We start from the raw sequence: 25177 nt of genomic DNA, 5'->3' as shown, positions 1-25177 counted from the left end.
CCTCCTTCAGGCCGTGGTGATGGACGCGGCCATACCCTGGCCGCCGCCGATGCACATGGTCACCAACGCACGGCCACCACCGCGACGCTTCAGTTCGTGCAGAGCAGTCGTCGTCATCCGGACACCCGTCGCGCCGATCGGATGCCCGAGGGAAATGCCGGAACCGTTGACGTTGAGCCTGTCTCGATCGTCCCAGCCCCACTGCGACAGCACACCGAGAACCTGGCATGCAAAAGCCTCGTTGAGTTCGACGAGGTCGAAGTCGCCGAACCCGAGGCCCGTGCGATCGAACAACTTTCGGGTTGCCGCCACCGGGCCGAGCCCCATGGTCGCAGGGTCGCACCCGGCCGCGGTCCAGCCTTCGAGGAAGCCGATCGGCTCGAGTCCGTACTCGTCGAGTTTGTCTTCTGCCACCACGAGAAGCGCTGCGGCCGCGTCGTTCTGCTGGCTTGCGTTACCTGCGGTGGTCACACCGCCTGGGGTGACGGACCGGAGCTTCGCGAGAGTTTCCGGCGTGCTGTCGGGGCGGATACCTTCATCCCGCGCGACCACTGTCACGTTGCCCTTGCGATCCTTGACCTCGACCCCGACGACCTCGTCGTCGAAACGCCCTGCCTCCCAAGCGGTGTGGGCGCGACGATGACTCTCCGCTGCAAGTGCATCGGAGTCCTCGCGCGTGATCCCGCACTGCTCCGCGACGTTCTCGGCCGTCTCGATCATTCCGCTGATCTTGCCGAATCGCCATTCGGGCTGTGACCGTTCACGACCGCGGTCGAGGCGGTCGTAGAGGTTCAGGCCACCCGAACGCGCACCCCACCGAGCGCCGGTCGTGTAGTGCTCGATGTTGCTCATCGACTCCACGCCGCCGGCAACCACGACATTCGCCGCACCGGTCTGCACCATCATCGCGGCGGTCACCAGGGCCTGCAGACCGGTGCCGCAGCGGCGGTCGGTCTGGATGCCGGCAACAGAGATCGGCAGGCCCGCGTCGAGCGCGGCCCACCGGCCGATGCACGGCGCTTCCGAACTCGCGTAGGACTGGCCCATCGCAACCTCTTCGATGAGGACCGGGTCGATACCCGAACGCGCGACGACCTCCTTGATCACCGTGGTCGCGAGAGACACCGCCGAGACGTCCTTCAACGAGCCGCCGAAACGGCCGACGGCGGTACGAACGGGGGCGACGAGTGCCGCTCGGGTCATGGCCTGCTCCTCTGGTACAGAATTTGTACGGCCATTTTCGGATATGTACGCACCGGGCGTCAATCGCTCAGTACTGCACCGTCGATCCGAATCACCAATACGTACGACTCCCCGTACCTATATGGCCGGATATTTGCAGCGGTGGCCTACCCGACGATCCCTGCCTCACGCAGACCCGCGACCTGTTCGTCGGTCAGCCCGAGCCCGGCCAGGACGGCATCGGTGTGCTGCCCGAGTCCGGGAACCGGCCCCATGGGCAGTTCCACGTCGCGGAAGTTCATCGGCGGGCGGATCGCGCGCACAGGGCCCGCTTGGGTCTGCACCTCGCGCCACCGGTCGCGCTCACTCAGCTGCGGATGCTCGATCAGGCCCAACAGGTCACGCAGACGCGCCGCGGGGATGCCGGCCGCGGCAAGCTTGTCGTCGAGCTCCGCACTGGCGTACGCGCTGGTCGCGTCACCGACGAGTTTGTCGACCTCGCCTCGGCGCGCGACCCGTTCGACATTGGTCGCATAGCGCGGATCGTCCGCCAGCTCGGGCATCCCCAGCACCTCGGTCAATGTCCGCCAACCGCGGTCGTTCTGCACACCGATGAGGATCTCTCCGTCGGCGGTCGGGTACTTGTCGTACGGGGAGATCGACGTGTGTCCGAGCCCCATCCGCGGCACCTGCCGATCCTGATACATCTGCAGGTACATCGGATATCCGAGCCACTCGGCGGTCGCATCGAACATCGACACGTCGATCGTGGCCCCCACGCCCGTGCGGTGCCGGCGAAGCAACGCGGCCTGGATCGAGGTCAGCGCATACATGCCCGCCGCGATGTCGGATGTGGGAATGCCCGTCTTGACGGCGGTCTCGGGTGTGCCGGTGATCGAGCACAGCCCTGACTCCGACTGAACCAGCAGATCATAGGCCTTCCGGTCACGCATCGGCCCCTCGGTTCCGTACCCGGACATGTTGACGACGATCAGTTCCCGATGCTCGGCGCGCAGCTCGTCGGCGCCGAGCCCGAGTCGCTCGACGGCCCCGGGCGCAAGATTCTGCACGAACACATCGGCGCCGGCAATGAGCGACTTCACCGCGTCGATTCCGGCCGGAGCCTTGAGATCCACCGCGAGCGACTCCTTGCCTCGGTTGAGCCACACGAAGTGCGCGGCGAGGCCGAGGACAGCGCTGTCGTAGTCGCGAGCGAAGTCGCCGTCGCCGACCCGTTCGACCTTGACCACACGTGCGCCCAGGTCGGCGAGGTGCCGGGTCGCCAGCGGCGCCGCGACCGCCTGTTCGAGACTGACGACGGTGATGCCGTCGAGTGGCAGTTCGTCGCATCCCGAAGCGGTGCCGTGGTTGCTGGTCTCTTCACCTGTCACGCCGATGTCCTCCCTCGCACTGCGGTCGGCTGTATGTCTACCACCAACAACTCCCTGACCGTTGATGACGGACTATGCTATTAATACGCACTAATTACATGTCGATTCATACGCTTTTCGAAACAATCACCCAGGAATCAGGTATTGGACGCGGCCGCTTCCGAACTGCAAGCCTCTGATGAGACCCACGACACATCGGTCCGTCAGGCAGCCGAGTCAACCCAGAGAAAGCGGAGTCGTATGGCACCGTCGACACCCACCGACGCAGATATCACGAAGAAGGCACGCAAAGCCGGAATTGCCTCCTTCATCGGCACGACCATCGAGTGGTACGACTTCTACATCTACGGAACGGCAGCGGCGCTCGTCTTCGGCGAGATCTTCTTCGCCTCCGATCTCCCCGCAGGCGTCGGCACCTTGCTCGCATTCGTCACACTGTGGGCAGGTTTCCTCGCCCGTCCCATCGGTGGCGTCATCTTCGGCCACCTGGGTGATCGCATCGGCCGCAAGAACACTCTGGTCATCACTCTGATCATGATGGGCATCGCGACCGTCGGAATCGGCCTGCTGCCCACCTACGCACAGATCGGGATATGGGCTCCGATCCTGCTCGTCGCACTCCGCGTACTGCAGGGTGTCGCCGTCGGCGGTGAGTGGGGCGGCGCGGTTCTCATCGCCTCCGAGAACGCCCCCAAGGGCAAGGGCGTCCTCTATTCAGCATTTGCGCAGCAGGGCTCTCCGGCCGGAAACCTGCTGGCAACGATGGCGTTCTTCTTCCTCGCCGCGATGCCCACGCCCGAATTCCTGCTCTGGGGATGGCGAATCCCGTTCCTCTTCTCGGCGCTGCTCGTCATCGTCGGCATGGTGATCCGGCTCAAGCTCGAGGAGTCGGATGCGATGAAGGCCGTCCTCGCCAAGAAGAAGGTCGTCAAGCTCCCGATCGGCGAAGTCCTGCGCAAGCATTGGGTGCTGGTGCTGCTCGGTGCCGGAGCCCTCCCCCTCGCCCAGGTGACCTACTTCAAGAACACGTTCGCACTGTCCTGGGCGACAAGCGAACTCGGATACGAGCGCGGAACGTTCCTCGCAATCATCGCGATTGCACTCGTCGTCCAGTTCATCGTGCAGCCGTTCGGAGCGGTCCTGGTCTCAAGGATCGACATGCGCAAGGCCATTTGCCTCATGGTCGTGCCCGAACTGTTCCTGATGCCCGCGATGTTCTATGCGATCCGCACCGAGAGCTTTGCCATTGCCGCCATCGGCATGTGCCTCGCCACAATCCCACACTCGATGTTCTACGGTGCCATCGCCGGGATCCTCGCCAGGGCGTTCCCCGCGAACATTCGCTACTCCGGACTGTCGGCGGCATACCAGTTGTGCTCGCTCATCGTCGGCGGCGGCACACCGGTGCTCGCACAGTGGATCCTCAATTCGTCCGGCAGTGTCACAGGCGTCGCGATCGCAGCAGGAATGTACGCGGCGGTATCCCTGGTCTGCACCTTGATGCTTCTCAATCGCACCGGCTACGACCCGAAGGCACTGTCCACTGCGGAGCAGTCGGACGAGGACGAGCTCGAACTCGAGCGCCGAGATGGCGAAGACGGAATCGACAGCAGCGTCTCTGTCCAGGACGGTATCGCTCAGAACCCGACTGCCGGCACCGCGAGTGTCAGAACCTGATTCGAGAATCCGTGACGAGCGGTGCCTGCCGGTCCTCGTGGCGGCCGGCACCGCTCATTCGTTCGGAGTGGGCAGTGCCTCCTCGGACAGCCGGAGCACTTCGGCGAGCGCCGCGCTCGTATCGCCCTCACGCCACACGAGACGCACGTCGATCGGTCCCTGATCGGCGAGCGGCACGAACACTACTTCCGGATTGACGACATGCCGGGCCACCGACGACACCGTCAACGTGCACCCCACGTCTGCCGAGACGAGCGCCACCAGCGAGAGCGAGTCAGGTGCGCTCTGCACGATTCTCGGCGTGAATCCCTCGTTCTGGGCGAGTCGCTGAAGGAGGTCGCGCAACATCGAACCGGGTTCGGAGGGGAGCATCACCCACGCCTCCTCGGCAAGATCAGCCATGTGCACAGCCGGCTCCCCCGCCCACCGGTGCTCCCTCGGCAATCCGACGACGAGATTCTCGTGCGCCACGACCCTCGACGCGATCCCCGGTGGAAAGAACAACAACCGGACGATGCCGATGTCGAGCGTGCCCTCCGAGAGTCGGTTCAGCACTTCGCTCGCATAGGCGGAACTCGTGAGCACGAACTCGATGCCGGGGTGGGTGCGGCGCACGAGCTTCGCCCACTGCCCGACCAGGTGGTGCGACGAGGAGCCTGCGAATCCGATGCGCACGCGGCCGGTCTGGCCGCGTCCCGCGGCGGTCACCGCCATCTCGGCGAGACGGACCGCATCGAGGATGGCGCGCGCCGGTTCGATGAGCGCCAGCCCGGCTTCGGTCAGCTGCACGCTCCGGGTACTGCGCTCGAACAGGACCGCTCCGAGTTGCTTCTCGAGCTGTTTGATCGTCCTGCTCAACGGCGGTTGTGCCACATGCAGACGCTGCGCCGCCCGTCCGAAATGCAGCTCCTCTGCCACCGCGAGGAACGCCCGGATCTGATGAATTTCCACCCGCTCATTATTGCGCACCGTGAAATAAAAGCCGCAACATTTTGTATTGGACTAGACCTATTGCTCCTGTCACAGTCGATACAACGCACGACGCGGCAGGAGACCGATATGTCAGCAGACAAGACGATGACCATGCGCGATGCCATCGCGACGTACGTGCAGGACGGGATGACCGTTGCCCTCGAGGGCTTCTCGCATCTCATCCCGTTCGCCGCAGCGCACGAGATCATCCGGCAGCGCCGCAAGGACCTGACACTGTGTCGAATGACGCCGGACATCATCTCCGACCAGCTCATCGCCGCCGATTGCGTCTCGACCCTCGTCGCATCGTTCTTCGCAAGCGGATCCGCCGGATCGCTGTACGAAATCCGCCGACGCATCGAGAAGCACGACCCGGTGAGGCTGCACGTCGAGGAATACAGCCACTACGGGATGGTGTGCCGCTATCAGGCCGGCGCAGCACGCCTGCCGTTCTTCCCCTTGCGCTCGTATGCCGGGAGCGACCTGCCCACCCTGAATCCGAAGATCAAGCTCGTCGAGGATCCCTACGGCAACGGCAGCACCTATGTGGTTCCACCGTTGAACCCTGATGTCACGATCATCCATGCGCAGCGCGCGGACCGAGCCGGCAACATCCAGATCTGGGGTATCGCCGGGGTCCAGCAGGAAGCCGTGTACGCAGCCGAGCACGCCATCGTCGTGGTCGAGGAGGTCGTCGACGACGAGACAGTGCGCTCCGACCCCAGCCGCACCCTCATCCCGTCGCACGCCGTCGACGCCGTGGTGGTGTGCCCGCGCGGCGCCCACCCGTCGTACGCGCAGGGCTACTACGACCGCGACTGTGCCTTCTACCGGCGCTGGACCGAGATCAGCAAGGACCCACAAGCCCTCCGCACGTGGTTGAAGGACTGGGTGTACGAAATCGCCGACCACGACGAGTATCTCGCCAAGCTCGGCGAAGACTACTGGAGCGATCTCGAGGTCGCGCCTCGATACTCCGAAGCGGTCAACTACGGGAGCCGAAAGTGACTACTGCCGAAAAGTTTTCCACGACAGAACTGATCGTGTCGGTCGCCGCCCGGGCGCTCGCCGGCAAAGACCGCGTCTTCGCCGGAGTCGGCCTACCGACCCTCGCGGTGGACCTCGCGTGCCGCACTTCGAACCCGGACATCGAACTCATCTACGAATCCGGTGTGTGCGGCGCGCACCCCGAAGCGATGGCCGAGGGCATTGCCGATTCGGTCGTCGTGTCCGGCGCCGAATCCGTCGTCTCGATGGCGTCGCTGTTCGGGTACGTCCTGCAGGGCGGGAATGTCGACGTCGGATTCCTCGGTGCCGGTCAGATCGACCGCTACGGCAGCCTGAACACCAGCTTCATCGGCGACTGGGACAAGCCCACCGTGCGGCTTCCAGGTGCGGGTGGGGCCGTGGAGATCATGCCGAACGCGGGTGAGGTCTTCGTCGTCATGCGCCGGCACGACCCGAGTGCGTTCCCCGCTGAGCTCGACTTCTGCACGTCACCGAGTCCGGTGCGAGCCCGTGAGTCCGGCGTCGGCATCATGCCCCGTGGACGCGGCGTCACCAAGGTGTTCACCAGCCTCGGGGTGCTCTCCCGCAGCGGACCTTACGACGAGCTCGAACTCACCAGCGTCCACGCCGGCGTCACCGTCGATGAGGTGCGCGCGGCAACCGGATGGGATCTGCGGGTCTCCCCCGAGTTGACGGTGACCGAACCCCCGAGCGCTCACGAGATCGACCTGCTCCGCAACGAGATCGACAAGGTGCGCCTCTATTTGCGCTGACGGGCAGCTCTCCTGGTCAGGACACCGACACCGATTCGTCGTCCTGCTTCGGTGCGGGCCGGTAGCACGCACCGAGCAGAACACCGGCCGCAGCGAGTCCACCGACCAGGGCGATGAGCCCACCGGCCCATCCGTCGAGGAGGTTGTCGCCGAAGATCAGGTGATCGAGGCTGGCACTGCCGGCACCCATGATCGCGACGGCGACCGCACTCCCGGCGAGAACCAGATTGTATTCCCACCCGTTCGCGGTCACGAAGAAGCCACTGCCCCGGTGCACGGTCCACGCAGCGACGAACATCAGCGAGACGAACCCGGCCGCAGCGAACGGGGTGAGCAGGCCGGCCGCGAGCGCGAGGCCGGCACCGACTTCCGTCAGAGCAGCAAGCCACGCATGTACCTTGCCGGGTCGCATCCCCATGCCGTCGAACCATCCGGCCGTGCCCGGGATACGGCCACCTCGGAAGAGTTTTCCGTATCCGTGCGCGGCCATCGTCAACCCCAACAGCACGCGAAGTATCAGCAGGCCGGTGTCGATCGTATCCACGTGTGCTCCGTTCCTGGACAGGTCCGCTCGCGACGGATGTCCTGACGGTGCCACACCGACAGCGCTAGGGAACTGTTACCTGCATCACTCGGTGACCAATGACCACACATCCCCCGCCGCGACGGCCGCGTCGAGAAGCTCCGCATCCCATGACGACACAGTTCCGAACTCGCTTCGCCACGACAGGATGCGGTTTGCGTGCCGATGCAGTTCGTGCTCCATAGTGAAGCCGATCGCGCCGAGCGCCTGATGCGCATTGCGGGCAACCACGGCTGCCGCATGACCTGTACACGACGCCGCCGCAGCGACCGCGAATCGCGTTGCACTGCTCTCGAACCCGCCTCCGACAGCCGCCGCGACCGCTGCGTCCGATGCCGCGCGCGCAAGCGCCCCCTCGGCGGCGATATCGGACACGAGCGCCTGGACCGCCTGGAACTTTCCGAGCGGACGACCGAACTGCACACGCGCCGTGACGTGTCCGACGACGAGTTCCAGAATCCGATCCATCGCCCCCACCGAGGCGAGGGCCCGCGCCAGAGCCCCCCGATAGCGGAATTCCTCGGCCACCGACCCCGATACCGCCGCACCCGAGAGTGCAGAGACATCGACGCGGATGCGGTCGCGCGGCTCCGACGCGAGATTCACGGCGTCGGTGAGGTCGATCCGGGCGCGGGGGACGTCGGCGACCCGCCACGTGTCTTTCGGGTCCTGCCAGAGCACGACGATCGAGTCGACGTCGCGAGCCCACGGCACGAAACGGGCGCCACCGTCGGCATCGAGCACGGCCGCGGTGCGCACACCGTCGCTCGCCTCGAGTCCGGCGGTGGCGAGCAGCCACCCGGCGAGCAGGTCGTTCTCGGCTACCGGCACGGCCGCCGCACCCGCGCCGGCCGCAGTGAGGAGCAGTGCCGCCTCGGTCCAGCCTGCGCCGCTGCCGCCGGCGGATTCGTCACCGGTCAGGCGCGCGAGACCCAACTCGCTCAACGTGCCCCACAGGGCGCGGTCGAATTCGATGACCTCGCCGATACGGTGGTCGTCGCCGGGCGTGAAGACTTCGGCGAGCATTCGCTCGAAGTCGCGCAATTCGGTGTTGTCTGTCGTGTTGCCGCTCATCTCAATCCCAATCCTCGTGCAATGACCCCGCGCAATATCTCGCTGGTACCGCCGCGCAGTGTGAAGCCCGGACGCTGCATGACACCCGCCCGAATGAGTTCCGCCAGCTGATCGTCGCCTGCGGCATACCCCGCGACCTCGTCGGCAAGGTCTGCCAGATCACCCTCGGTCTTCGTGCCGAGTACCTTCACCACCGATGCCGCGAGTTCCGCATTCTCGCCGCGTTCGAGCGATTCGGAGACAGCAGTGGACATCCGGTGCAGTCCGGCCATCCGGCCGATGGTCGCACCGATCCGGGTGTCGGCTTCGACGGTCCCGGACCCGACTCCGCGGACCAGGCCCTCGAGGACACCGAACGTCGACAGGAAGCGTTCCGGTCCGCTCCGTTCGAAGCCGAGTTCGCTCGTGACCTGTTCCCAGCCCGACCCGACCGCACCGAGGACGAGGTCATCGGGGACGAAGACGTCCTCGAGCAGGACCTCGTTGAAGTGGTGGTCGCCGGACATCGACAGGATCGGACGGATGGTCACGCCCGGCGAGTCGAGCAACACGATGAACTGGCTCAGGCCGTCGTGCCGGTGGGCGGGGTCGAGCGGAGCCGAGCGGGCGAGACCGAAGAACGCGTCGGCGTGATGCGCACCCGAAGTCCACAGCTTGGTTCCTGTGACCTTCCAACCACCCTCCACCTGCACGGCGCGAGTCTTGACGCTGGCCAGATCGGACCCGGAGTCAGGCTCGGACATGCCGATGGCCCAGCAGATCTCGCCCGCTGCGATGCCGGGGAGGAACCTCCGCTTCTGTGCTTCGGTGCCGTACTTCAGCAGCGACGGTGCGGCCTGCCGGTCCGCAACCCACTGCGCCGCCACCGGGGCTCCCACTGCGAGGAGTTCCTCGGTGACCACGAACCGCTCCATGAAGGTACGCCCATGACCTCCGTATTCGGTGGGAATCGTCATACCCACCCACCCCTCGGCAGCGAGTGCCCGGGTGAAGTCGACGTTCCACTGGGTCAGCCATGTGTCGATTCCGGGGGTGAACACACCGGCGTCGATCTGTTCCTTCAGGAAGGCCCGCACCTGCGCGCGCAGTTCGGCGAGCGCCGGATCGGGTATCCCCGCCTGCGGTACCAGTCGTGTAGTCATCGTCATTCTCTTCCGTCGCGCGGGGCAGTGTTCGTCCCGCTCGGGCACAACAAATCCATTGCCATGTCGGCGTAGCGTTCGGCGATCTCGTCCGGGGTGTCGGGGCCGGCCGGTTCGTACCAGTTTGCGATCGCCGACACCATCGCCAGGATCGACCGGCGGCAGTCGTCGGGGTATTTCGTGGTGAACAGACCTTGGCGGACGCCTTCGTCGATGATGTCGCGCATCCGCTTGCGCCCCGCACGGCGACGCTCGTCGTACTGTCGCGCTCCGTCGGGTTCCAGGTTGCGGACCTCGGTCGCGATCAGCTGCCCCTGGAGGGGGTACTGGGTCCGGAACTTGACATTTCCTCGCACGAACGCGCGCAGTTGTGCGACGGGATCGTCTCCGGCATCGGCCAGTTCGGCGTCGCACACCGCGTCGTATGTGTCGACGCCGTCCAGCAGGATTGCGAGCAGCAGATCCTGCTTGTTCTTGTAGTGGTAGTACAAGGCCGACAGACTCACACCCGCTTCCTGCGCGATCGTGCGGATCGACGAGGCACCGTACCCGTTGCGCGCGAACTCCTTGCGCCCCACATCGATGAACAACCGTTGCTTGGGAGACGGAGCCATCACGTTGCCCCTGCATCGGCATACTCGGCGATGAGTTCTTGCAGAGCGCCCTTGACCATCTTGCCGGTCGCGGTGCGCGGCAGGCTGTCGACGAAGCGAACCCTGCGTGGGCATTTGAACTTCGACAGCCGCTCGTGACAGAACACTATGATCCCGCGTTCGAGGTCATCGCTGGGAGCGACGCCGTCCGCGGGCCGCACGAACGCTTCGACGCGTTCACCGCGGTCTGCGTCCGGCACACCCACGACCGCGACGTCGCCGACATCCGGGTGCAGGGCGAGGATGTTCTCGATCTCCTGCGGGTAGATATTCACGCCACCGGAGATGATCGTGAACCTGTCGCGGCCGGTGAGGAACAGGTAGCCGTCCTCGTCGAGGTAGCCGAGGTCGCCGTTGGTCGCCCAGTTCGTCTCGAACGGATGTCGTGCCGAGTCGGACTTGACCGGGTCCTTGTGATACTCGAGATTCTGCACCGGTTTCTCGAAGTAGACCGTTCCCGCCTGCCCCGCCGGCAGCTCACTGCCGTCGCCGGCGCAAATGTGCGCGATCCCGCTGCTTCCGGGTCCGCCTGTACGCCCCACACTTCCGGGCTTACAGAGCCACTCCTGCGGTGTGATGACGGTGCTGCCGACAGCCTCGGTTGCCGAGTAGTACTCGTACACGATCTCGCCCCACCACTCGATGAGGCGCTGTTTGACCTCGACGGGACACGGCGCCGCCGAGTGGATCGCGCATCGCAACGACGACAGATCGTACCGGTCCCGAACCTCTGCGGGGAGCCGGAGCAGACGCACGAAATGTGTGGGAACCCATTGACTGTGGGTGATGCGATGACGCTCGATCAGTTCCAGCGACTCCTCCGCGTCGAAGCGTTCCATCAGAACGACGGTGCCGCCCATACCCTGTGTGAGCACGCTGTAGCGCAGCGGCGCCGAGTGGTAGATGGGCGCGGGCGACAGGTAGACGGTGTCCTCGTCGAATCCGAAGTGCCGCAGCATACCGATGAGCGGGATCCCGGGATCCTCGTCGATCTGCACACCGCTGAGACGTGGTTTGATTCCTTTGGGGCGCCCTGTGGTTCCCGACGAATACAACATGTCGCTGCCCCGTGGCTGGTCGGCCGGCGGTACCGTGGACAGGCCCTCGACCTCGGTCTCGTAGTCGAGATGACCGGGTATCGCACCGCCGAAGGCGACGCGATGCTGCACCTTCGGTGTCGATGCGACGATCTCCTCGGCGAGCGCCCCGAGGGGAGCCGACACCAACAGGATCTTCGCGTCGCAGTCGTCCACGATGTACGCGGCCTCCGCGCTTGCGAGGTGCGAATTCACGAAGGTGATGTAGACACCGGAACGAAGTGCACCCCAATACAGTTCGTATGCCGTTGCGTGGTTGACGGTGATCACTGCGACATGGTCGCCGACACCCACGTCGTGCGCGCGCAGCCAGTGCGCGAACCGGACGGACGCCTCCTCGAGTTCTCGATAGGTGATCGTCCGCCCGGTTGCGGCCTCGTGTACCGCGGGCCGGTCCGGGTGCGTTACTGCGTAGCGGCCCGGGTACATGACTACAGCCCCAGATCCTTGGAGATGATCGTCTTCATCACTTCGCTGGTGCCACCGTAGATCCGGGTGACGCGCGTGTCGGCGTAGAGCCGCGCGATCGGGTATTCGGTGATGTAGCCGTAGCCGCCGTGCAACTGCAGGCACTTGTCGACGACCCGGCCCGCGACTTCCGTGCAGAACAGCTTGGCGCGCGCGGCGTCGGCAACCGACAGTTCGTCGCGGTCGAGCAGTTCGAGGCAGTGATCGACGTAGACTCGCGCGGCCTGGGTCTCGGCGGAGCATTCGGCGAGCACGAACTTCGAATTCTGGAACGAGGCAACCGGTTTGCCGAACACTTTACGTTCCTGCGTGTAGGCGATCGCATGCGAGATCGCGGCCTCCGCGAAGCCGACCTGGTTCAGCGCGATGGCCAGACGCTCCTGGGGGAGGTTGTGCGCCAGGTAGCCGAAGCCTGCGCCTTCCTCGCCGAGGCGGTTCTCCACGGGCACCTTGACGTCGCTGTAGGACAGCTCGGCGGTGTCCTGCTGATGCAGGCCGATCTTGTTGAGCTTGCGTCCGACGGCGAAACCCTCGGTTGCTGTGGGAACGGCGATGATCGACAGGCCGCCGCGGCGATTCTCCGGATCGAACGGCGAGGTGCGGCACACCGTGAGGATCAGATCGGCGGTGGCGCCACCGGTGATGAAGGTCTTGGCGCCGTTGACGATGTAGTGCGAGCCGTCCTCCGACAGCTTCGCCGTGGTCGCGATGTTCGCGAGATCGGAACCGGTGCCCGGCTCGGTCATCGCGATCGCAGTCATGATCGAGCCGTCCGAGAATCCCGGGAGCCAGCGCTTCTTCTGTTCGTCGGTGGCGTACGCCATCAGATATGGAAGGATGAGGCACGCGTGGACGGTGTAGCCACCGAAGGACACACCGGCGCGCGCGACCTCCTCGAACACGATCGAATTGTAGATGAAGCTGGATTCGCCTCCGCCACCGAACTCTTCGGGTACTTGGACACCGAGGATGCCGAGCTCGCCGAGTCGGCGGAAGAACTCGCGCGGTGGGTGCCCGAGCTCGTCCCATTCTTCTCGGTGCGGTGCAACCTCGCGCTCGATGAAGTCGCGCAGCATCTGACGGAACGCGTCGTGCTCTTCGGTGAGGATCGTCCTCTTCACGGTGGTCTTCCTTCGGTCTCGGAGTTCAGTTGCCGGTGAAGTTGCCCGGGCGGCGTTCCATGAACGCGGCGAGCGCTTCTCGGTGATCTTCGGTGTGATGCGACAGCGCCTGCAGCGACGCCGACAGCTCGAGGAGGGTGTCGAGATCGACGCGCTGTCCTTCGCGGAGCAGTTTCTTGGTCATGCGCAGCGCATGCGGCGGGTTGACGGCGACGCGATCAGCCAGGGCGCGTGCGGTCCCGAGCAGCTGCTCGGGTTCGACGACCTGCGACACCATGCCCCAGTCGAGCGCTGTCGCGGCATCGACGCGGTCGCCGGTGAAGGCCATCTCGGCGGCGCGGGCAGCACCGATCGCGCGCGGCAGCAGCCAGGCGCCGCCGTCGCCGGGGATGATGCCGAGTTTGACGAAGCTCTCCGCGAAGAATGCCTTGGTCGAGGCGACCCTCATGTCGCACATCATCGCGAGGTCGCAACCCGCGCCGACGGCGGGTCCGTTGACGGCCGCGATGATGGGGACCTCGCAGTGGAAGATCGCCTTGGGCAGCCGCTGGATTCCACGGCGATACCCGTCGCGGAGTGCGTGCGGTGCACCGGCGAACATGCCGGTGCGATCGACCATGTCCTTGACGTTGCCACCCGCGGAGAACGCCGAGCCGGCGCCGGTGAGGACGACGACGCGGGTCTCGACGTCGTCGTTCGCCGCCTCGACGAGTTCGACGAGCCGTTCGACGACGTCGTCTCCGGAGATCGGGTTCCGCGCCTCGGGAAGGTTGATCGTCCACGTGACGACGTGGCCGTCCCGTTCGGCGAGTACGACGTCCTGCGATGCACTCATGAGGTCGTGATCCTTCCGTAGCGATGCCGTCAGCGGTCGAACCCAGCAAGTTGGGTCGAACGATCGTTAAATTACGGCGTGCACGAAGTGTTGTAAAGGCCCCGGATGCATTTCACTCAGTCGGGCAGGCTCACGCCCGATTCGGCAATTCTTATGGCTACTTCCTCTGGAAAGACATTGCGGAAGACGAACGGGTCGCGGCCCAGTACCCAGCCCGGTGCGAGCGCGGTCGCGTACCGCTCGAAGTAGCCGACCTGCTTACCGAACAAAACCAGCTCTTCCGGACTCGAAGTGTTCCACTGACGTCCCAGCGACACGAGCGCACCGATCAACGCACTGAGCCGCAGCTCCGAGAGATCACGTCCCAGCAGCGGCGCGAAGGTCTCCGCCACCTGCCGCCCGACCTCGGCATCGTCGACATCGAGATCCTCCGAGACCCCGAGCTCCCGGATACTCTTCGCGACCGAGGAGAAGTCACCGTCGAGCAATGCCGAGCGGAACAGCTCGCGCAGCACCGTCCGCCACTGTTCGGGGAGTTCACCGACGATCCCGAAGTCGAGCAGCGCAACACGTCCGTCGTCGAGGTGCCACAGATTCCCGGCGTGCACATCACCGTGGAACGGGCCGTGCAACAGCACCGCTTCGATCCACACCTTCACGCCGCGCCGAACCAGCAGCGCGGTGTCGAGACCGCCTTCGCCTGGCACGACACGGTCGAGCGGGGTGCCTTTCAGCCGTTCCATACAGATCACCCTCGGCCCGCACCAATTCCAGTAGAGCTCGGGCACGGTGACGAACCGGTTGTCGCCGAACGCCCCGATGTTGTTGCGGAAGCGATCCTGCCGGTCGGCCTCGACCGCGGCGTTGAGTTCGGTCATCGTCGCGTTGTAGAGGTCGCGGATGATCGCGGGGGTGTTGGCGATCCGGAAGAACTCGAAGATCCGCAGGATCTTGGCGCCGACATATGCCGCGCGCAGGTCGACGAGCATCCGTCGTGAGATCCCGGGGCGTTGCACCTTGATCACACCTTCGCGGCCGTCGAGGAGCACGCATCCGTGGACCTGCGCGACCGAGGCCGCTGCGAGCGGCACATCGTCGAATGACGAGAACATCTCGCCGATCGGGTGGCCGAGGTCTTCCTCGATGACCGCGCGGGCCTGTTCGGAAGGGAAGGTGGGCACGTCGTCGAGCATGCGCAGGCAGGCGTCGGCGAGTGGGACCGGGAACAGGCCCGGCGACGACGCGACGAGCTGTCCGAGCTTCACGAATGTGGGTCCGAGATGTTCGAATGCATCGACCGTGCCGTGCGCGGCGGCGTCGACGATGCTGCGACCGTCTGCACGCCCCACGGGCCGCTGCACCGACCACCGCAGGATCGCCCACGTCACGAAGGCGACGAGAGCACAGGCGACGACGACCGCGCGTCCGAGTTCGGCGAGCCCGAACCGTTCGAGCGGCGGAGTCTCGACATGCAGCGCGTCCGGGGGCGGCCCACCCGCGAACGGACCCACAGGCCCCGCCCCATTCGACGCACCGTTCCGTCCGGTGTTCTCGTGCAACACCCGCCCCAATCCATCCCATCGTGCCCCCCACCAGGACACGGCTTCGTGCACGCTACCCGGAGAACCGTCACAATCGAAGTGCCTGTGACCTCCTTCGGAAGACTTCTCGGTCTGTTGTGTGTCGGCGCCCGGGACTACTCTCGGGCAGGTAGTTGTTCAGGCAGTCGACCGAGGGCGGGGACCCATGACAGAACAGCTTCTTGCTACGACATCGAGTGGCCTCGGCAATGCCACGTTCATGGATGCCGCCGAACCGTACCGACGCGAACTTCTCGCCCACTGCTACCGGATGAGCGGTTCCCTCCACGACGCCGAAGACCTGGTGCAGGAAACGTACCTGCGGGCGTGGCGCGGATACGACAACTTCGGTGGGCGGTCGTCGTTGCGTACGTGGCTGCACCGCATCGCCACCAACGTGTGCCTCACAGCGCTCGACGGACGCAAACGCAGACCCTTGCCCACCGGGCTGGGTGCACCGAGTTCCGACCCGACGGACGACCTCGTCTCCCGTCAGGAAATCCCCTGGCTCGAGCCGATCCCCGGCGGTTACACCGACGACGGCCACACCGACGACCCGAGCGATCCCGCAACGATCGTCGCGTCACGCGATTCGATCCGGCTCGCGTTCGTCGCCGCGCTGCAGCACCTGTCGGCGCGGCAACGCGCGGTACTCCTGTTGCGCGATGTACTGCAATGGCGGGCAAGCGAAGTCGCCGCCGCACTCGATACCACCACCGCCGCGGTGAACAGCCTGCTCCAACGCGCCCGCGCGCAACTACGCGACTCCCAGGCCTCGAACGCCGAACTCAGCGAACCCGACAGCGCCGAAGCCCGCGCGCTCGTGAAGCGGTGGGTCGAGGGGTTCGAGAAGTACGACATCGATTCGCTCGTCACGATGCTCACGGAGGACGCCATCTGGGAAATGCCGCCGTTCGACGGCTGGTATCAAGGTGCCGACGCCATCGTGACTCTGATCAAGTGCAACTGCCCGGCAAAAGGCCCGGGAGATCAGATCCTGCTCCCCACGGTGGCGAACGGACAGCCGGCCCTCGGACTTTACATGCGCGGTGAAGATGGGCAGCATCGTCCGTTTCAGCTCCAGGTGCTCGACATCGTCGACGGCAAGGTCGCGCACGCGACGGTCTTCTTCAGCGACGACCTCGTCGGGTTGTTCGCGCGCTTCGGGCTACCGGAGACTCCCGGCAGCCCGAAGCTGAGCGCTGAATAGTTCCGGACAGTCAGGCCTGGGTACTACCGTCGCCTTCGGGCGCCCACTGCTGGGCAGCGGCCTCGACATCCATCCACATGACCTCCCAGACGTGGTTGTCGAGGTCGCGGAATGCGCGGCTGTGCGAGAACTCGCCCATCTCCGCGTTCGCCTGCTGCGATCCGGCCGTGATCCACTCGCTGCCGCCCGCGGCGACCGCTCCGTCGACCAACTGGTCCACTGCCTCGCGACTGTCCGCAGACACGCACATCAGTACCTCCCTCGCAGTCGAGGTGTCGCAGATGTCGTCGTTGATGAAATCGCGGAATCGCGGCTTCTCGAGCAGCATCACGAACGACTGCTCGTTGATCTCCAGGCACGCGGTGTTCTCGTCGCAGAACATCTCGTTGAAGGTGAAGCCGAGTTTGTCGAAGAATGCGCGGGTCGCGGCGACATTCTCGACGGCGAGGTTGGCGAAGAGCATGCGGGACATCGGGATCTCCTTGGGTCGGTGAGGATCGGTTCGGTGAGCGTTCGAAGGAGACAGACCCACGGCCGCCGGAAATCTCATCGCGATGATCAGATCTTGCTCAGAACCCATACCGGCCCGGTCATCAACCAGATGACGGTGATGATTCCGAGCGTCGGAAACACGGCGTTGAGGGCGGCGCTCTGCGCATCGTTCGCGACTGTCGCGCCGAGTCCCAGGATGGCCGCTCCACTGATACCGGCTGCAATGAGCCAGCGCCCGAAACTCGCGATCTCGTGCCGGAACGCTTCCGGCCCTTCCTTCGGCGCAGGTGTGGGTTTCTCGCCGCCGGCGAACAGGTAAGCGAAGCGACGATCGGCCCAGCGGACGATGCTGGGTCCGAACGCGACACTCACTCCCAGATAGATTCCGGCGATGCGGTGGATGTAGCCGACCTCGGTGCCGTTCCGTAGGTCCAGTGCAACAGCGACGAGCAGCACGACGTCGATGACGGGAATCAGCGCGAGGACCACCGCACCGGCCTTCGGCAGACGCAGCAGATAACGGACGACGAGCCCCAGGGCGAGGACCACCCAGAACCCGACCTCGCTGGCGATGATGAATGCGGTGATATGGCTGGCGAACATGATTCGAGCATGTCGTCGGCAACCTCGTCGCCGCGTCCGCCGATCGGGTCGCAGGGCGTCATCACTTCGGATGACGCCGGTCTGTTCGGGCAGGTCGCTGTGATCGAATGGCATCGTGATCGACCGATACGCAGCCGCTCTCATCGCACTCGCATATTTCGTGTGCGGCGCGGTGCTGTATCTGCTGGACCTCGGTGCCCTGGTTGCCCACGACGAGACGTCGGTGCAGGTGCGACTGGTGCTTCTCGCTGCCGTGTGCGTACCGATCCTCCTGCGACGTTCGCACCCACTACTCGGTCTGATGCTGGCCTCGGTGCCCATCGCCGTCGACTTCGCGCTCGGTATCTCCCTGCCGGTCTGGCTCGCATACGGCGACCTGCTGTTCGCAGCTGCGCTGTACGGGAGTGCGCGGACGAGCGTGTTCCTGGAGCGTGCACCGATCGTCCCGATCGCAGTACTCGCCGTCGGCTTCGGTATCTACACGGGCGAGTTGAGGCCGGCGGTATTCGTCGCGGCTATGGGCGCGCTCCTCATCTCACTGCCGGTGTGGTGGGCCCGATCGGTGCGAACCCACCGCGACGCCGCCGAGGCCGAGCGCACCAAAGCGCAGGCATTGGCCCAGGTCGCCGAACTGGATCGTGCGGCGGCGATCACGTCCGAACGAGCACACCTCGCACGCGATCTCCACGACATCGTTGCCGGGCACCTGTCGGCGATCGCCATCCAGAGCGAGGCCGCGTTACGACTGCGCGACCGCGATCCGCAGAAGGCGATGTCGGTGCTCGAGTCGGTGCGAGCCAACAGCGTCGACGCCCTGCGGGAGATGCAATCGATGGTCACGTTGCTGCGCAGCGACGACGCCCGGGAGGAGACCGCCACCGCGGGGCGGCTGTCCGATCTGACCGCTCTCGTGGCGTCGGCCGAGGCGAGCGGCAGCATCGTCACCGTAGAGGCCCCCGACCTGACCGGACTCGATGCCGACGTGGACGTGACCGCCTACCGCATCATCCAGGAAGCCTTGACGAACGCAACGAAACACGCACCCGGACTCCCTGTCCTCCTGCAACTCGCGATGGACGACCGCGAACTCACGATCCGAGTGTCGAACCCGCTGCCCCCGGACCGGGGCCGACGGGAGCCCGCCCACGTCGGAAACGGTGGCTCGCATGGTCTGCGCAACATCGCCGAACGTGCCGCAGCCATCGGTGGCCGTGCCCGTTCGCAGATCGTCGAGGGCCCAGGCGAGCGCAGCGACGGGAAGGACCCAGGCGAGCGCAGCGACGGGAAGGACCCAGCCGAGCGCAGCGACGGGAAGGACCCAGCCGAGCGCAGCGACGGGAGGATGCTGTGGCGGACGGAAGTGCATCTGCCTCTACGGACAGGAGACATTCAGTGACGATCAGAGACCCACGGACCATCACCGTGCTATTGGCCGACGACCACACCGCCATCCGCAGCGGCCTGCGGATGATTCTCGACTCCGACCCCGATATCGAGGTGGTCGGTGAAGCCGCCGATGGCGCCGTCGCCGTGTCCCAGGTGCTCGCGCTGAAACCCGACGTGGTGCTGATGGACATCAGGATGCCGGGAACCGACGGCATCGCCGCGACCCGCATCATCACCTCGGAAACCGGTAGCCGGGTCCTCGTGCTCACCAGCTTCGAGATCGACGAGTACGTGTTCGACAGTCTCCGGGCCGGCGCAGGCGGCTACCTCCTCAAATCCGCATCGGCCGATGCCCTCCTGCACGCGATCCGCTCCGTGCACGCGGGCGACGGGGTGCTCGCGCCCGAGGTCACCCGCACGGTGATCGACGCGTTCGCCGCCGTACGTGAGCACACGCCCGCGCCCGTTCCCGCTCTCGACACTCTCACCGGCCGCGAGCGCGAAGTGTTCGACCTCATCGGCGAAGGCCTGTCGAACAGGCAGATCGCCACCCGCCTCGGGGTCAGCGAAACCACCGTCAAGACGCATGTCGCGCGGGTTCTGCACAAGCTGGATCTGCAGTCGCGGATCCAGGCCGCGATCCTGGCGCACGAGTCCCGGTGATCCGCTCACCATCGTCTGAGCGAGAATCGACGGCATGACGCTCGAAATTGCCACGTTCCCGATCGACCGACCCGCCGCATACTCGGGCGTCGGAGTGACCGTGTGCCCACCCGGCTCGGTGTCGGTGACGCAAACCGTCGGCCCCAAGTTCTTCGACCACCGCGGACAGGTCACGATCTCGGCGTTCGGCGCGTTGTCCGACATCGTCGGAGCCGCTCCCGCCGGCGTCGCCCGTCAACACACAAGCGGTGTCGTCGCGCAGGCTGTGCTCGCGCAGCTGACCGTATCGACCGCGAATCCGTTCCCGCACGCCGGACTGGTCTCCGGCGTGGGACGCAGCATGCATTTCGACGACACCTCCGGTCTGTCGTCCGCAGAGATCCTCGACGAGAACGGCAACCTCGTCCTGCACCTGACCGGACGGACCATTGTCGTCGGGCGCACACCCACCGACGGCGCCGGTTCTTCGGCCTCGTTCCCCACGGCCCCGGACGAACACGAACCCTGGATCGACGGCGATGTCCTCGACTCGACGTCGGGATTCGACGTCGTCAGCGGCATCGCTTCGGGCACGCTGCCCCGAGGTCCACTCGCCGGGATGCACGACCTCCGGGTGGACACCGTCGAACGCGGCGCGGTGCGCGCCACCGTCACGCCGGGCGAGTGGATGACGAACCTCATCGGCTCGATCCAGGGCGGAGTGCTGCTCTCGATCGCCGAGATCGTCACCGGCCTCGCAGCACAAAGTCTCACCGAAGCGGGCGGGCAGTACCGGATGCTTCAGATCACCCTCGACTACCTGCGTTCTCCTGCGGTGCCCGGACCGGTCGTGAAGGTGCAGTCCGACGTGGTGCGGGCCGGACGGCGTCTCGCATCGCTGGAGACGCTGTTGACCGGCGAGGACGGCACCGTGTACGTGCGGGCGTACGCGAGCGTGCAGTTGTTCGCTAGCTTCGCCGAGCCGCGGTGACCACTGCACCGCCGAGCCGCGGGAAGCGTCCGTCGGAGATCGTGGTGTAGGCGTTGCCCAGCCGGTTGGTCACGAAGGCGAAGGACAGTCCGGTCTCGGGATCGGCGAACGCGCCTGAACCTCCGAAACCGTAGTGCCCGATGGACCTGAGCGGCTGCTTCCGCGTTGCCACCCAGGCGGGGTGGTAGCCGAGCCGCCAATTGGGACGAAAGCCCAGGACGTAGTCACGACGACGTGTCTGCACCTCGAGCAACTGCTCGACGGTCTCCTCCGTCAGCAGCCGGCGGTCACCTTCGAGTGCACCTCCGTTCGCGAGCGCGCCGTACATCCGGGCGAGTGAGCGGGCGGTGAACACGCCGTTCCAGCCCGGCATCACCGCGTTGTGGGCCCGGGGGCTGCGCATCACCTCGTCGAACCCGTCGGCCATCCCGGCCTCGGCGAGACCTTTGACACCGGGCATCCGCGACATCACCGCGCCTGCGGTCGCCCACGGTGCGGGCAGGAAGTTGACCTTGGGGAACAGTCGCGCGATGCGGTGCCGCTGCTCGGGTGGCACGCGATACCAGAACTCCGCCGCCCCGAATTCCTCCGCGCCGAGCGGCTCGGCGATCTCTTGCCGGACGAGGTCCTGGAACGGCATACCCGAGACCCGCGCGGCGACCTCCGCGACGAGGTTTCCGTAGGTCACGGCGTGGTAGCCCGGTCCCGTCAGCCTGCGCGCGTCCGGTGGTGCTGCTGCGAGCGCCGCAGCGACCTTCTCCGAGTCGAGGAGACCGTATCGGCCCGGGACGAGTCCGCGGATCTTGTGCAGACCCGCGCGATGCGACATGAGCTCGCGGACGGTGATGTTCTCTTTTCCGGCGGCACCGAATTCGGGCCAGTACTGCGCAACCGGTGCGTCGTACGACACCAGGCCCCGCTCGGCCAGACGATGCAGCACCGTGCTTGCGACACCTTTGCCGGTGGAGAACGACAGCACGATCGTGTCGCCGGCCCAGCGACGCTGCTTGTCGGCCCATCCCGCCCAGACATCGAGTACGGGTTCGCCGTGCAGGTACGCGGCGATCGCGCCGCCGCCCTGGCCGGGTTTGTCGAACATCCGGAAGAAGACGTCGGCGACGGGCAGGAATCGTTTGTCGACGATCATCTCCGTGCGCAGCGTCGCCTTCGACGCCGGTTCGTCACCGCTGGCCACCGTGTTCTTCTCCCGTCCGTGGGTTCCCGACCCGATGGTAGGGATCGGCCGGACGGCGCGTGCATGTTCTCCGACGTTCGAGCGCTTACTGCATCAGGACTGTTACGAGTGTAAGGATGGACGGCATGACCACTGCGCACTCGGAGACCCGATCCGGAATCGATCTCGACCACGTCGACGAGGGCACACGCGCCCAGGACGACCTGTTCGAGCACGTCAACGGCCGCTGGCTCACCGAACACGAGATTCCCGCCGACCGCGCCCTCGACGGCGCCTTCCGCACCCTCGCCGACAAGGCCGAGACCGATGTGCGAACGATCATCGGGGAGGCTGCCGACTCCGACGCCGCGCCAGGGAGTGATGCGCAGAAGATCGGCGACCTGTTCACGAGTTTCATGGACACCGACACGATCGAGGCCGCCGGGCTCGGGCCCATCGCCGACGAGCTGTCGTCGGTCGCGGGTGCCGCCGATCGCGCCGCACTCGCGTCCGTGCTCGGACGGTTGCAACGGGTGGGTGTCGGTGGCGCGTTCGGCCACTACGTCGACACCGATTCGAAGAACTCCCAGCGCTACCTGATGCACGTCGCGCAGGGCGGCATCGGCCTGCCCGACGAGTCGTACTACCGCGAGGAGCAGTACGCCGAGATCCGCGACGAGTACGTCGCGCACATCGGCAGGATGTTCACGCTCGCAGGCCTCGATCACGATCCGCAGCGCGTGTTCGCGCTCGAGTCGAAGCTTGCCGCCGGGCATTGGGACGTCGTCAAACGTCGCGATGCCGATCTGACGTACAACCTCGTCACCCTCGAGTCGGTGCTCACCGATCTCCCCGATTTCGATTGGTCCGGCTGGATCGCCGCGACGGGCGCCACCGCAGAGCAGTGGAACGAGATCGTGGTGCGTCAGCCGAGTTTCCTCGACGTGTTCACGCAGGTGTGGGCAGACGAGTCGCTCGATGAGTGGAAGGCGTGGGCGTCGTGGCGGATCTTGCGCGCACGTGCCCCGTACCTGACCGACGCGTTCGTCGACGAGAACTTCGCGTTCTACGGCCGCACCCTCACGGGCGCCGAGGAGATTCGCGAACGCTGGAAGCGCGGCGTGTCACTCGTGCAGGACCTTCTCGGTGAGGCCGTCGGAAAACTCTACGTCGAACGCCATTTCCCGGCCGAGGCGAAGACCCGGATGCAGGTGCTCGTCGAGAACCTCACCGAGGCGTACCGACAGAGCATCACCGATCTGGAGTGGATGAGCCCTCAGACCCGTCAGGCGGCGCTCCGAAAGCTCGAGAAGTTCACCCCGAAGGTCGGCTATCCCGACAAGTGGCGGGACTACTCGGCGGTCACGATCACCCCGGACGACCTGGTGGGCAACTACCGCAGCGGTTACTCCGCCGAGTACGACCACGAACTCGCCAAGCTCGGCGGCCCCGTCGACCGTGGCGAGTGGTTCATGACTCCCCAGACAGTCAACGCCTACTACAACCCGGGCATGAACGAGATCGTCTTCCCCGCGGCGATCCTGCAGCCACCGTTCTTCGATCTGCAGGCCGACGACGCCGCGAACTACGGCGGGATAGGCGCGGTCATCGGACACGAGATCGGTCACGGCTTCGACGACCAGGGCGCCAAGTACGACGGCGACGGAAACCTCGAGAACTGGTGGACCGACTCGGACCGCACGGAATTCGGTAAGCGCACCGCAGCTCTCATTGCCCAGTACGACGAGTTCGAGCCGAAGGCGCTTCCCGGCAAGCACGTCAACGGCAGCTTCACGATCGGTGAGAACATCGGCGATCTGGGAGGACTGTCGATTGCGTTGAAGGCCTATGAGATTGCAGTCGGGGGCGAGGAGCCCCCGGTCATCGACGGACTGACGGGTCTGCAGCGGGTGTTCTTCGGATGGGCACAGGTGTGGCGTACGAAGGTGCGCGACGAGGAGGCGACGCGGCGGCTCGCCGTCGACCCGCACTCCCCGCCGGAGTTCCGGTGCAACGGTGTCGTGCGCAACATCGATGCGTTCCACACTGCGTTCGACGTGAAGCCGGGCGACGGCCTCTACCTCGAACCCGAGGAGCGCGTGAAGATCTGGTGATCGAACGATCGCGGCCCCGTACACCGACGAGGTGTGCGGGGCCGCGATCGTGGAGCACGCGTCTCAGGACAGGTGTGTGCCGGGGATCGGGATTCCGCGGTTCGCGAGCCACGGGGCGGGATCGATCTTGGTGCCGTCGGCGAGGTGAACCTCGTAGTGCAGGTGCGGTCCCGTTGATTGCCCGCGATTTCCCATCGTGGCGATCTGGTCGCCGGCGCTGACCGCCTGGCCCACCGAGACCAGCGACCGGTCGATGTGGCCGTACACACCGACGGTGCCGTCGTCCTGCTGCACTCGGACCCACAGCCCGAATCCCGATGCGGGGCCGGTCTCGATCACGTGACCGTTGGTGACGGCAAGAATCGGAGTTCCGATGGGGCCGGCGATGTCGATGCCGTTGTGGTTGGTGCCCCACCGGGCACCGTAGCCGGAGGTGAAGATGCCGGCCGCAGGGAAAACCGATGCGGGACGACGCGCGGCTTCCTCACGTGCGGCCTGCTCCGCCGCCTCATGTGCGATGCGATCCAATTCGGCCTGATGTGCCGCTGCCGCCTCGGCGATGCGCTGCTGCTCGCGCTCTGTGGCCTTGCGCAGTTTCTCCGTGTAGCTCGAGGCGTCGACCCCCGGGATCGACAGCACCTGTGGCGCCGTGGACAGCGCCTCGCTGCTCCCCGTCCATGAGAGACCCGCCTGTGTGCGGGCCGATTTGCCGGCTGCGGTGGTGTCCGTGGCGTTGGCAGCCGTCGTTCCGGCCGCCGTGACGGCCCCGGTAACGAGGACCACCGACATCCACCTCCCGATACGCGCGGCAGCGGGTCGGCGTCGGGACATGACGGGCAGAGCAGAATTCTCGTAAGACAATGCGGCGTTCCTCTGAGTGGCCTCTCGGTAACGAAAGGGTTACGAATCCATCACAGAGTACGTGTTCTGCCGTTGCCTACGGCGTGTCGATTTGACGTCTGCTCACGGGTGAGTTGGTGGAATGTCCGAAATTTCCCCACACTGGTCA

At 65.7% G+C, this 25177-nt stretch carries 23 protein-coding genes; 8 read left to right on the top strand and 15 right to left on the bottom strand.

Annotated features, from left to right (window positions below; all coding sequences use genetic code 11):
* Positions 1–6: 6 nt before the first annotated feature.
* A complete protein-coding gene (locus Q7514_RS05340) occupies positions 7–1203 on the bottom strand; it encodes an acetyl-CoA C-acetyltransferase (protein ID WP_330132213.1) in 1197 nt (398 codons plus the stop codon).
* Between the two features lie 146 nt (positions 1204–1349).
* The gene (locus Q7514_RS05335; RefSeq protein WP_330132212.1) at positions 1350–2573 is read right to left on the bottom strand and encodes a CaiB/BaiF CoA transferase family protein; all 1224 of its coding nucleotides are present in this window, start codon (positions 2571–2573) and stop codon (positions 1350–1352) included.
* A gap of 240 nt (positions 2574–2813) precedes the next feature.
* Here Q7514_RS05335 and Q7514_RS05330 point away from each other — a divergent pair, with 240 nt between their 5' ends.
* Complete coding sequence (locus Q7514_RS05330) at positions 2814–4250, top strand: MFS transporter (RefSeq protein ID WP_330132211.1); 1437 nt, start codon at positions 2814–2816, stop codon at positions 4248–4250.
* Between the two features lie 54 nt (positions 4251–4304).
* Here the strand turns inward: Q7514_RS05330 and Q7514_RS05325 are convergent, their stop codons facing one another.
* Positions 4305–5201, bottom strand: coding sequence for a LysR substrate-binding domain-containing protein (locus Q7514_RS05325; RefSeq protein WP_330132210.1), 897 nt, complete (start codon positions 5199–5201; stop codon positions 4305–4307).
* 108 nt (positions 5202–5309) lie between these two features.
* Here Q7514_RS05325 and Q7514_RS05320 point away from each other — a divergent pair, with 108 nt between their 5' ends.
* Positions 5310–6230, top strand: coding sequence for a CoA transferase subunit A (locus Q7514_RS05320; protein ID WP_330132209.1), 921 nt, complete (start codon positions 5310–5312; stop codon positions 6228–6230).
* Positions 6227–7003 (top strand): CoA-transferase subunit beta, encoded by a 777-nt coding sequence (locus tag Q7514_RS05315; protein WP_330132208.1) that lies wholly within the window; start codon positions 6227–6229, stop codon positions 7001–7003. Before Q7514_RS05320 ends, Q7514_RS05315 begins: the two co-directional genes overlap by 4 nt.
* 16 nt (positions 7004–7019) lie before the next feature.
* Here the strand turns inward: Q7514_RS05315 and Q7514_RS05310 are convergent, their stop codons facing one another.
* The 8 genes from Q7514_RS05310 to Q7514_RS05275 all read right to left on the bottom strand — a co-directional run bounded on the left by Q7514_RS05310 (position 7020) and on the right by Q7514_RS05275 (position 15535).
* Positions 7020–7547 carry a DoxX family protein gene (locus Q7514_RS05310; protein WP_330132207.1) on the bottom strand — a complete coding sequence of 176 codons (528 nt, stop codon included), beginning with the start codon at positions 7545–7547 and terminating at the stop codon, positions 7020–7022.
* Positions 7548–7631: 84 nt separating this feature from the next.
* Positions 7632–8660, bottom strand: coding sequence for an acyl-CoA dehydrogenase family protein (locus Q7514_RS05305; RefSeq protein ID WP_330132206.1), 1029 nt, complete (start codon positions 8658–8660; stop codon positions 7632–7634).
* Positions 8657–9802, bottom strand: coding sequence for an acyl-CoA dehydrogenase family protein (locus Q7514_RS05300; protein ID WP_330132205.1), 1146 nt, complete (start codon positions 9800–9802; stop codon positions 8657–8659). The genes Q7514_RS05305 and Q7514_RS05300 overlap by 4 nt, the downstream gene beginning before the upstream one ends.
* 2 nt (positions 9803–9804) lie before the next feature.
* Positions 9805–10416, bottom strand: a complete 612-nt coding sequence (locus Q7514_RS05295; RefSeq protein ID WP_330132204.1) for a TetR/AcrR family transcriptional regulator — start codon at positions 10414–10416, stop codon at positions 9805–9807.
* Positions 10416–11981 carry an acyl-CoA synthetase gene (locus Q7514_RS05290; protein ID WP_330132203.1) on the bottom strand — a complete coding sequence of 522 codons (1566 nt, stop codon included), beginning with the start codon at positions 11979–11981 and terminating at the stop codon, positions 10416–10418. Before Q7514_RS05290 ends, Q7514_RS05295 begins: the two co-directional genes overlap by 1 nt.
* A gap of 2 nt (positions 11982–11983) precedes the next feature.
* Positions 11984–13141, bottom strand: a complete 1158-nt coding sequence (locus Q7514_RS05285; protein WP_330132202.1) for an acyl-CoA dehydrogenase family protein — start codon at positions 13139–13141, stop codon at positions 11984–11986.
* Positions 13142–13166: 25 nt separating this feature from the next.
* The gene (locus tag Q7514_RS05280) at positions 13167–13976 is read right to left on the bottom strand and encodes a crotonase/enoyl-CoA hydratase family protein (RefSeq protein ID WP_330132201.1); all 810 of its coding nucleotides are present in this window, start codon (positions 13974–13976) and stop codon (positions 13167–13169) included.
* Between the two features lie 116 nt (positions 13977–14092).
* Positions 14093–15535, bottom strand: a complete 1443-nt coding sequence (locus Q7514_RS05275; protein WP_408016045.1) for an ABC1 kinase family protein — start codon at positions 15533–15535, stop codon at positions 14093–14095.
* A gap of 187 nt (positions 15536–15722) precedes the next feature.
* Between Q7514_RS05275 and Q7514_RS05270 the strand changes: the two genes are divergently transcribed.
* Entirely contained in the window at positions 15723–16766 is a 1044-nt protein-coding gene (locus Q7514_RS05270; RefSeq protein ID WP_330132199.1) for a sigma-70 family RNA polymerase sigma factor, read from the top strand.
* A gap of 10 nt (positions 16767–16776) precedes the next feature.
* Here the strand turns inward: Q7514_RS05270 and Q7514_RS05265 are convergent, their stop codons facing one another.
* A complete protein-coding gene (locus Q7514_RS05265; protein WP_330132198.1) occupies positions 16777–17238 on the bottom strand; it encodes a VOC family protein in 462 nt (153 codons plus the stop codon).
* Positions 17239–17324: 86 nt separating this feature from the next.
* A complete protein-coding gene (locus Q7514_RS05260; protein ID WP_330132197.1) occupies positions 17325–17861 on the bottom strand; it encodes a hypothetical protein in 537 nt (178 codons plus the stop codon).
* A gap of 115 nt (positions 17862–17976) precedes the next feature.
* Here Q7514_RS05260 and Q7514_RS05255 point away from each other — a divergent pair, with 115 nt between their 5' ends.
* The 3 genes from Q7514_RS05255 to Q7514_RS05245 are packed head-to-tail and all read left to right on the top strand — an operon-like array spanning position 17977 to position 20880.
* Complete coding sequence (locus tag Q7514_RS05255) at positions 17977–19257, top strand: sensor histidine kinase (RefSeq protein ID WP_330132196.1); 1281 nt, start codon at positions 17977–17979, stop codon at positions 19255–19257.
* Positions 19254–19910: a response regulator transcription factor gene (locus tag Q7514_RS05250; RefSeq protein WP_330132195.1), complete on the top strand. Its 657-nt coding sequence runs from the start codon at positions 19254–19256 to the stop codon at positions 19908–19910. Before Q7514_RS05255 ends, Q7514_RS05250 begins: the two co-directional genes overlap by 4 nt.
* A gap of 34 nt (positions 19911–19944) precedes the next feature.
* Positions 19945–20880, top strand: coding sequence for a PaaI family thioesterase (locus Q7514_RS05245; RefSeq protein ID WP_330132194.1), 936 nt, complete (start codon positions 19945–19947; stop codon positions 20878–20880).
* On the opposite strand, the gene Q7514_RS05240 is transcribed toward Q7514_RS05245, so the two are convergent.
* Complete coding sequence (locus Q7514_RS05240) at positions 20858–22027, bottom strand: serine hydrolase domain-containing protein (protein ID WP_330132643.1); 1170 nt, start codon at positions 22025–22027, stop codon at positions 20858–20860. The two genes, Q7514_RS05245 and Q7514_RS05240, sit on opposite strands and share 23 nt — an antisense overlap.
* 173 nt (positions 22028–22200) lie before the next feature.
* On the opposite strand from Q7514_RS05240, the gene Q7514_RS05235 reads away from it, so the two are divergent.
* Positions 22201–24168: a M13 family metallopeptidase gene (locus Q7514_RS05235; RefSeq protein ID WP_330132193.1), complete on the top strand. Its 1968-nt coding sequence runs from the start codon at positions 22201–22203 to the stop codon at positions 24166–24168.
* Positions 24169–24231: 63 nt separating this feature from the next.
* Here Q7514_RS05235 and Q7514_RS05230 read toward each other — a convergent pair whose 3' ends face one another.
* On the bottom strand, positions 24232–24957 hold the full coding sequence (locus Q7514_RS05230; RefSeq protein ID WP_330132642.1) for a M23 family metallopeptidase: 726 nt from the start codon (positions 24955–24957) through the stop codon (positions 24232–24234).
* Between the last annotated feature and the right edge of the window lie 220 nt (positions 24958–25177).

It is taken from the genome of Rhodococcus artemisiae, from assembly GCF_036327795.1.
Lineage (GTDB): Bacteria > Actinomycetota > Actinomycetes > Mycobacteriales > Mycobacteriaceae > Rhodococcus > Rhodococcus artemisiae.
This window is presented reverse-complemented; position numbering and strand designations above follow the sequence as displayed.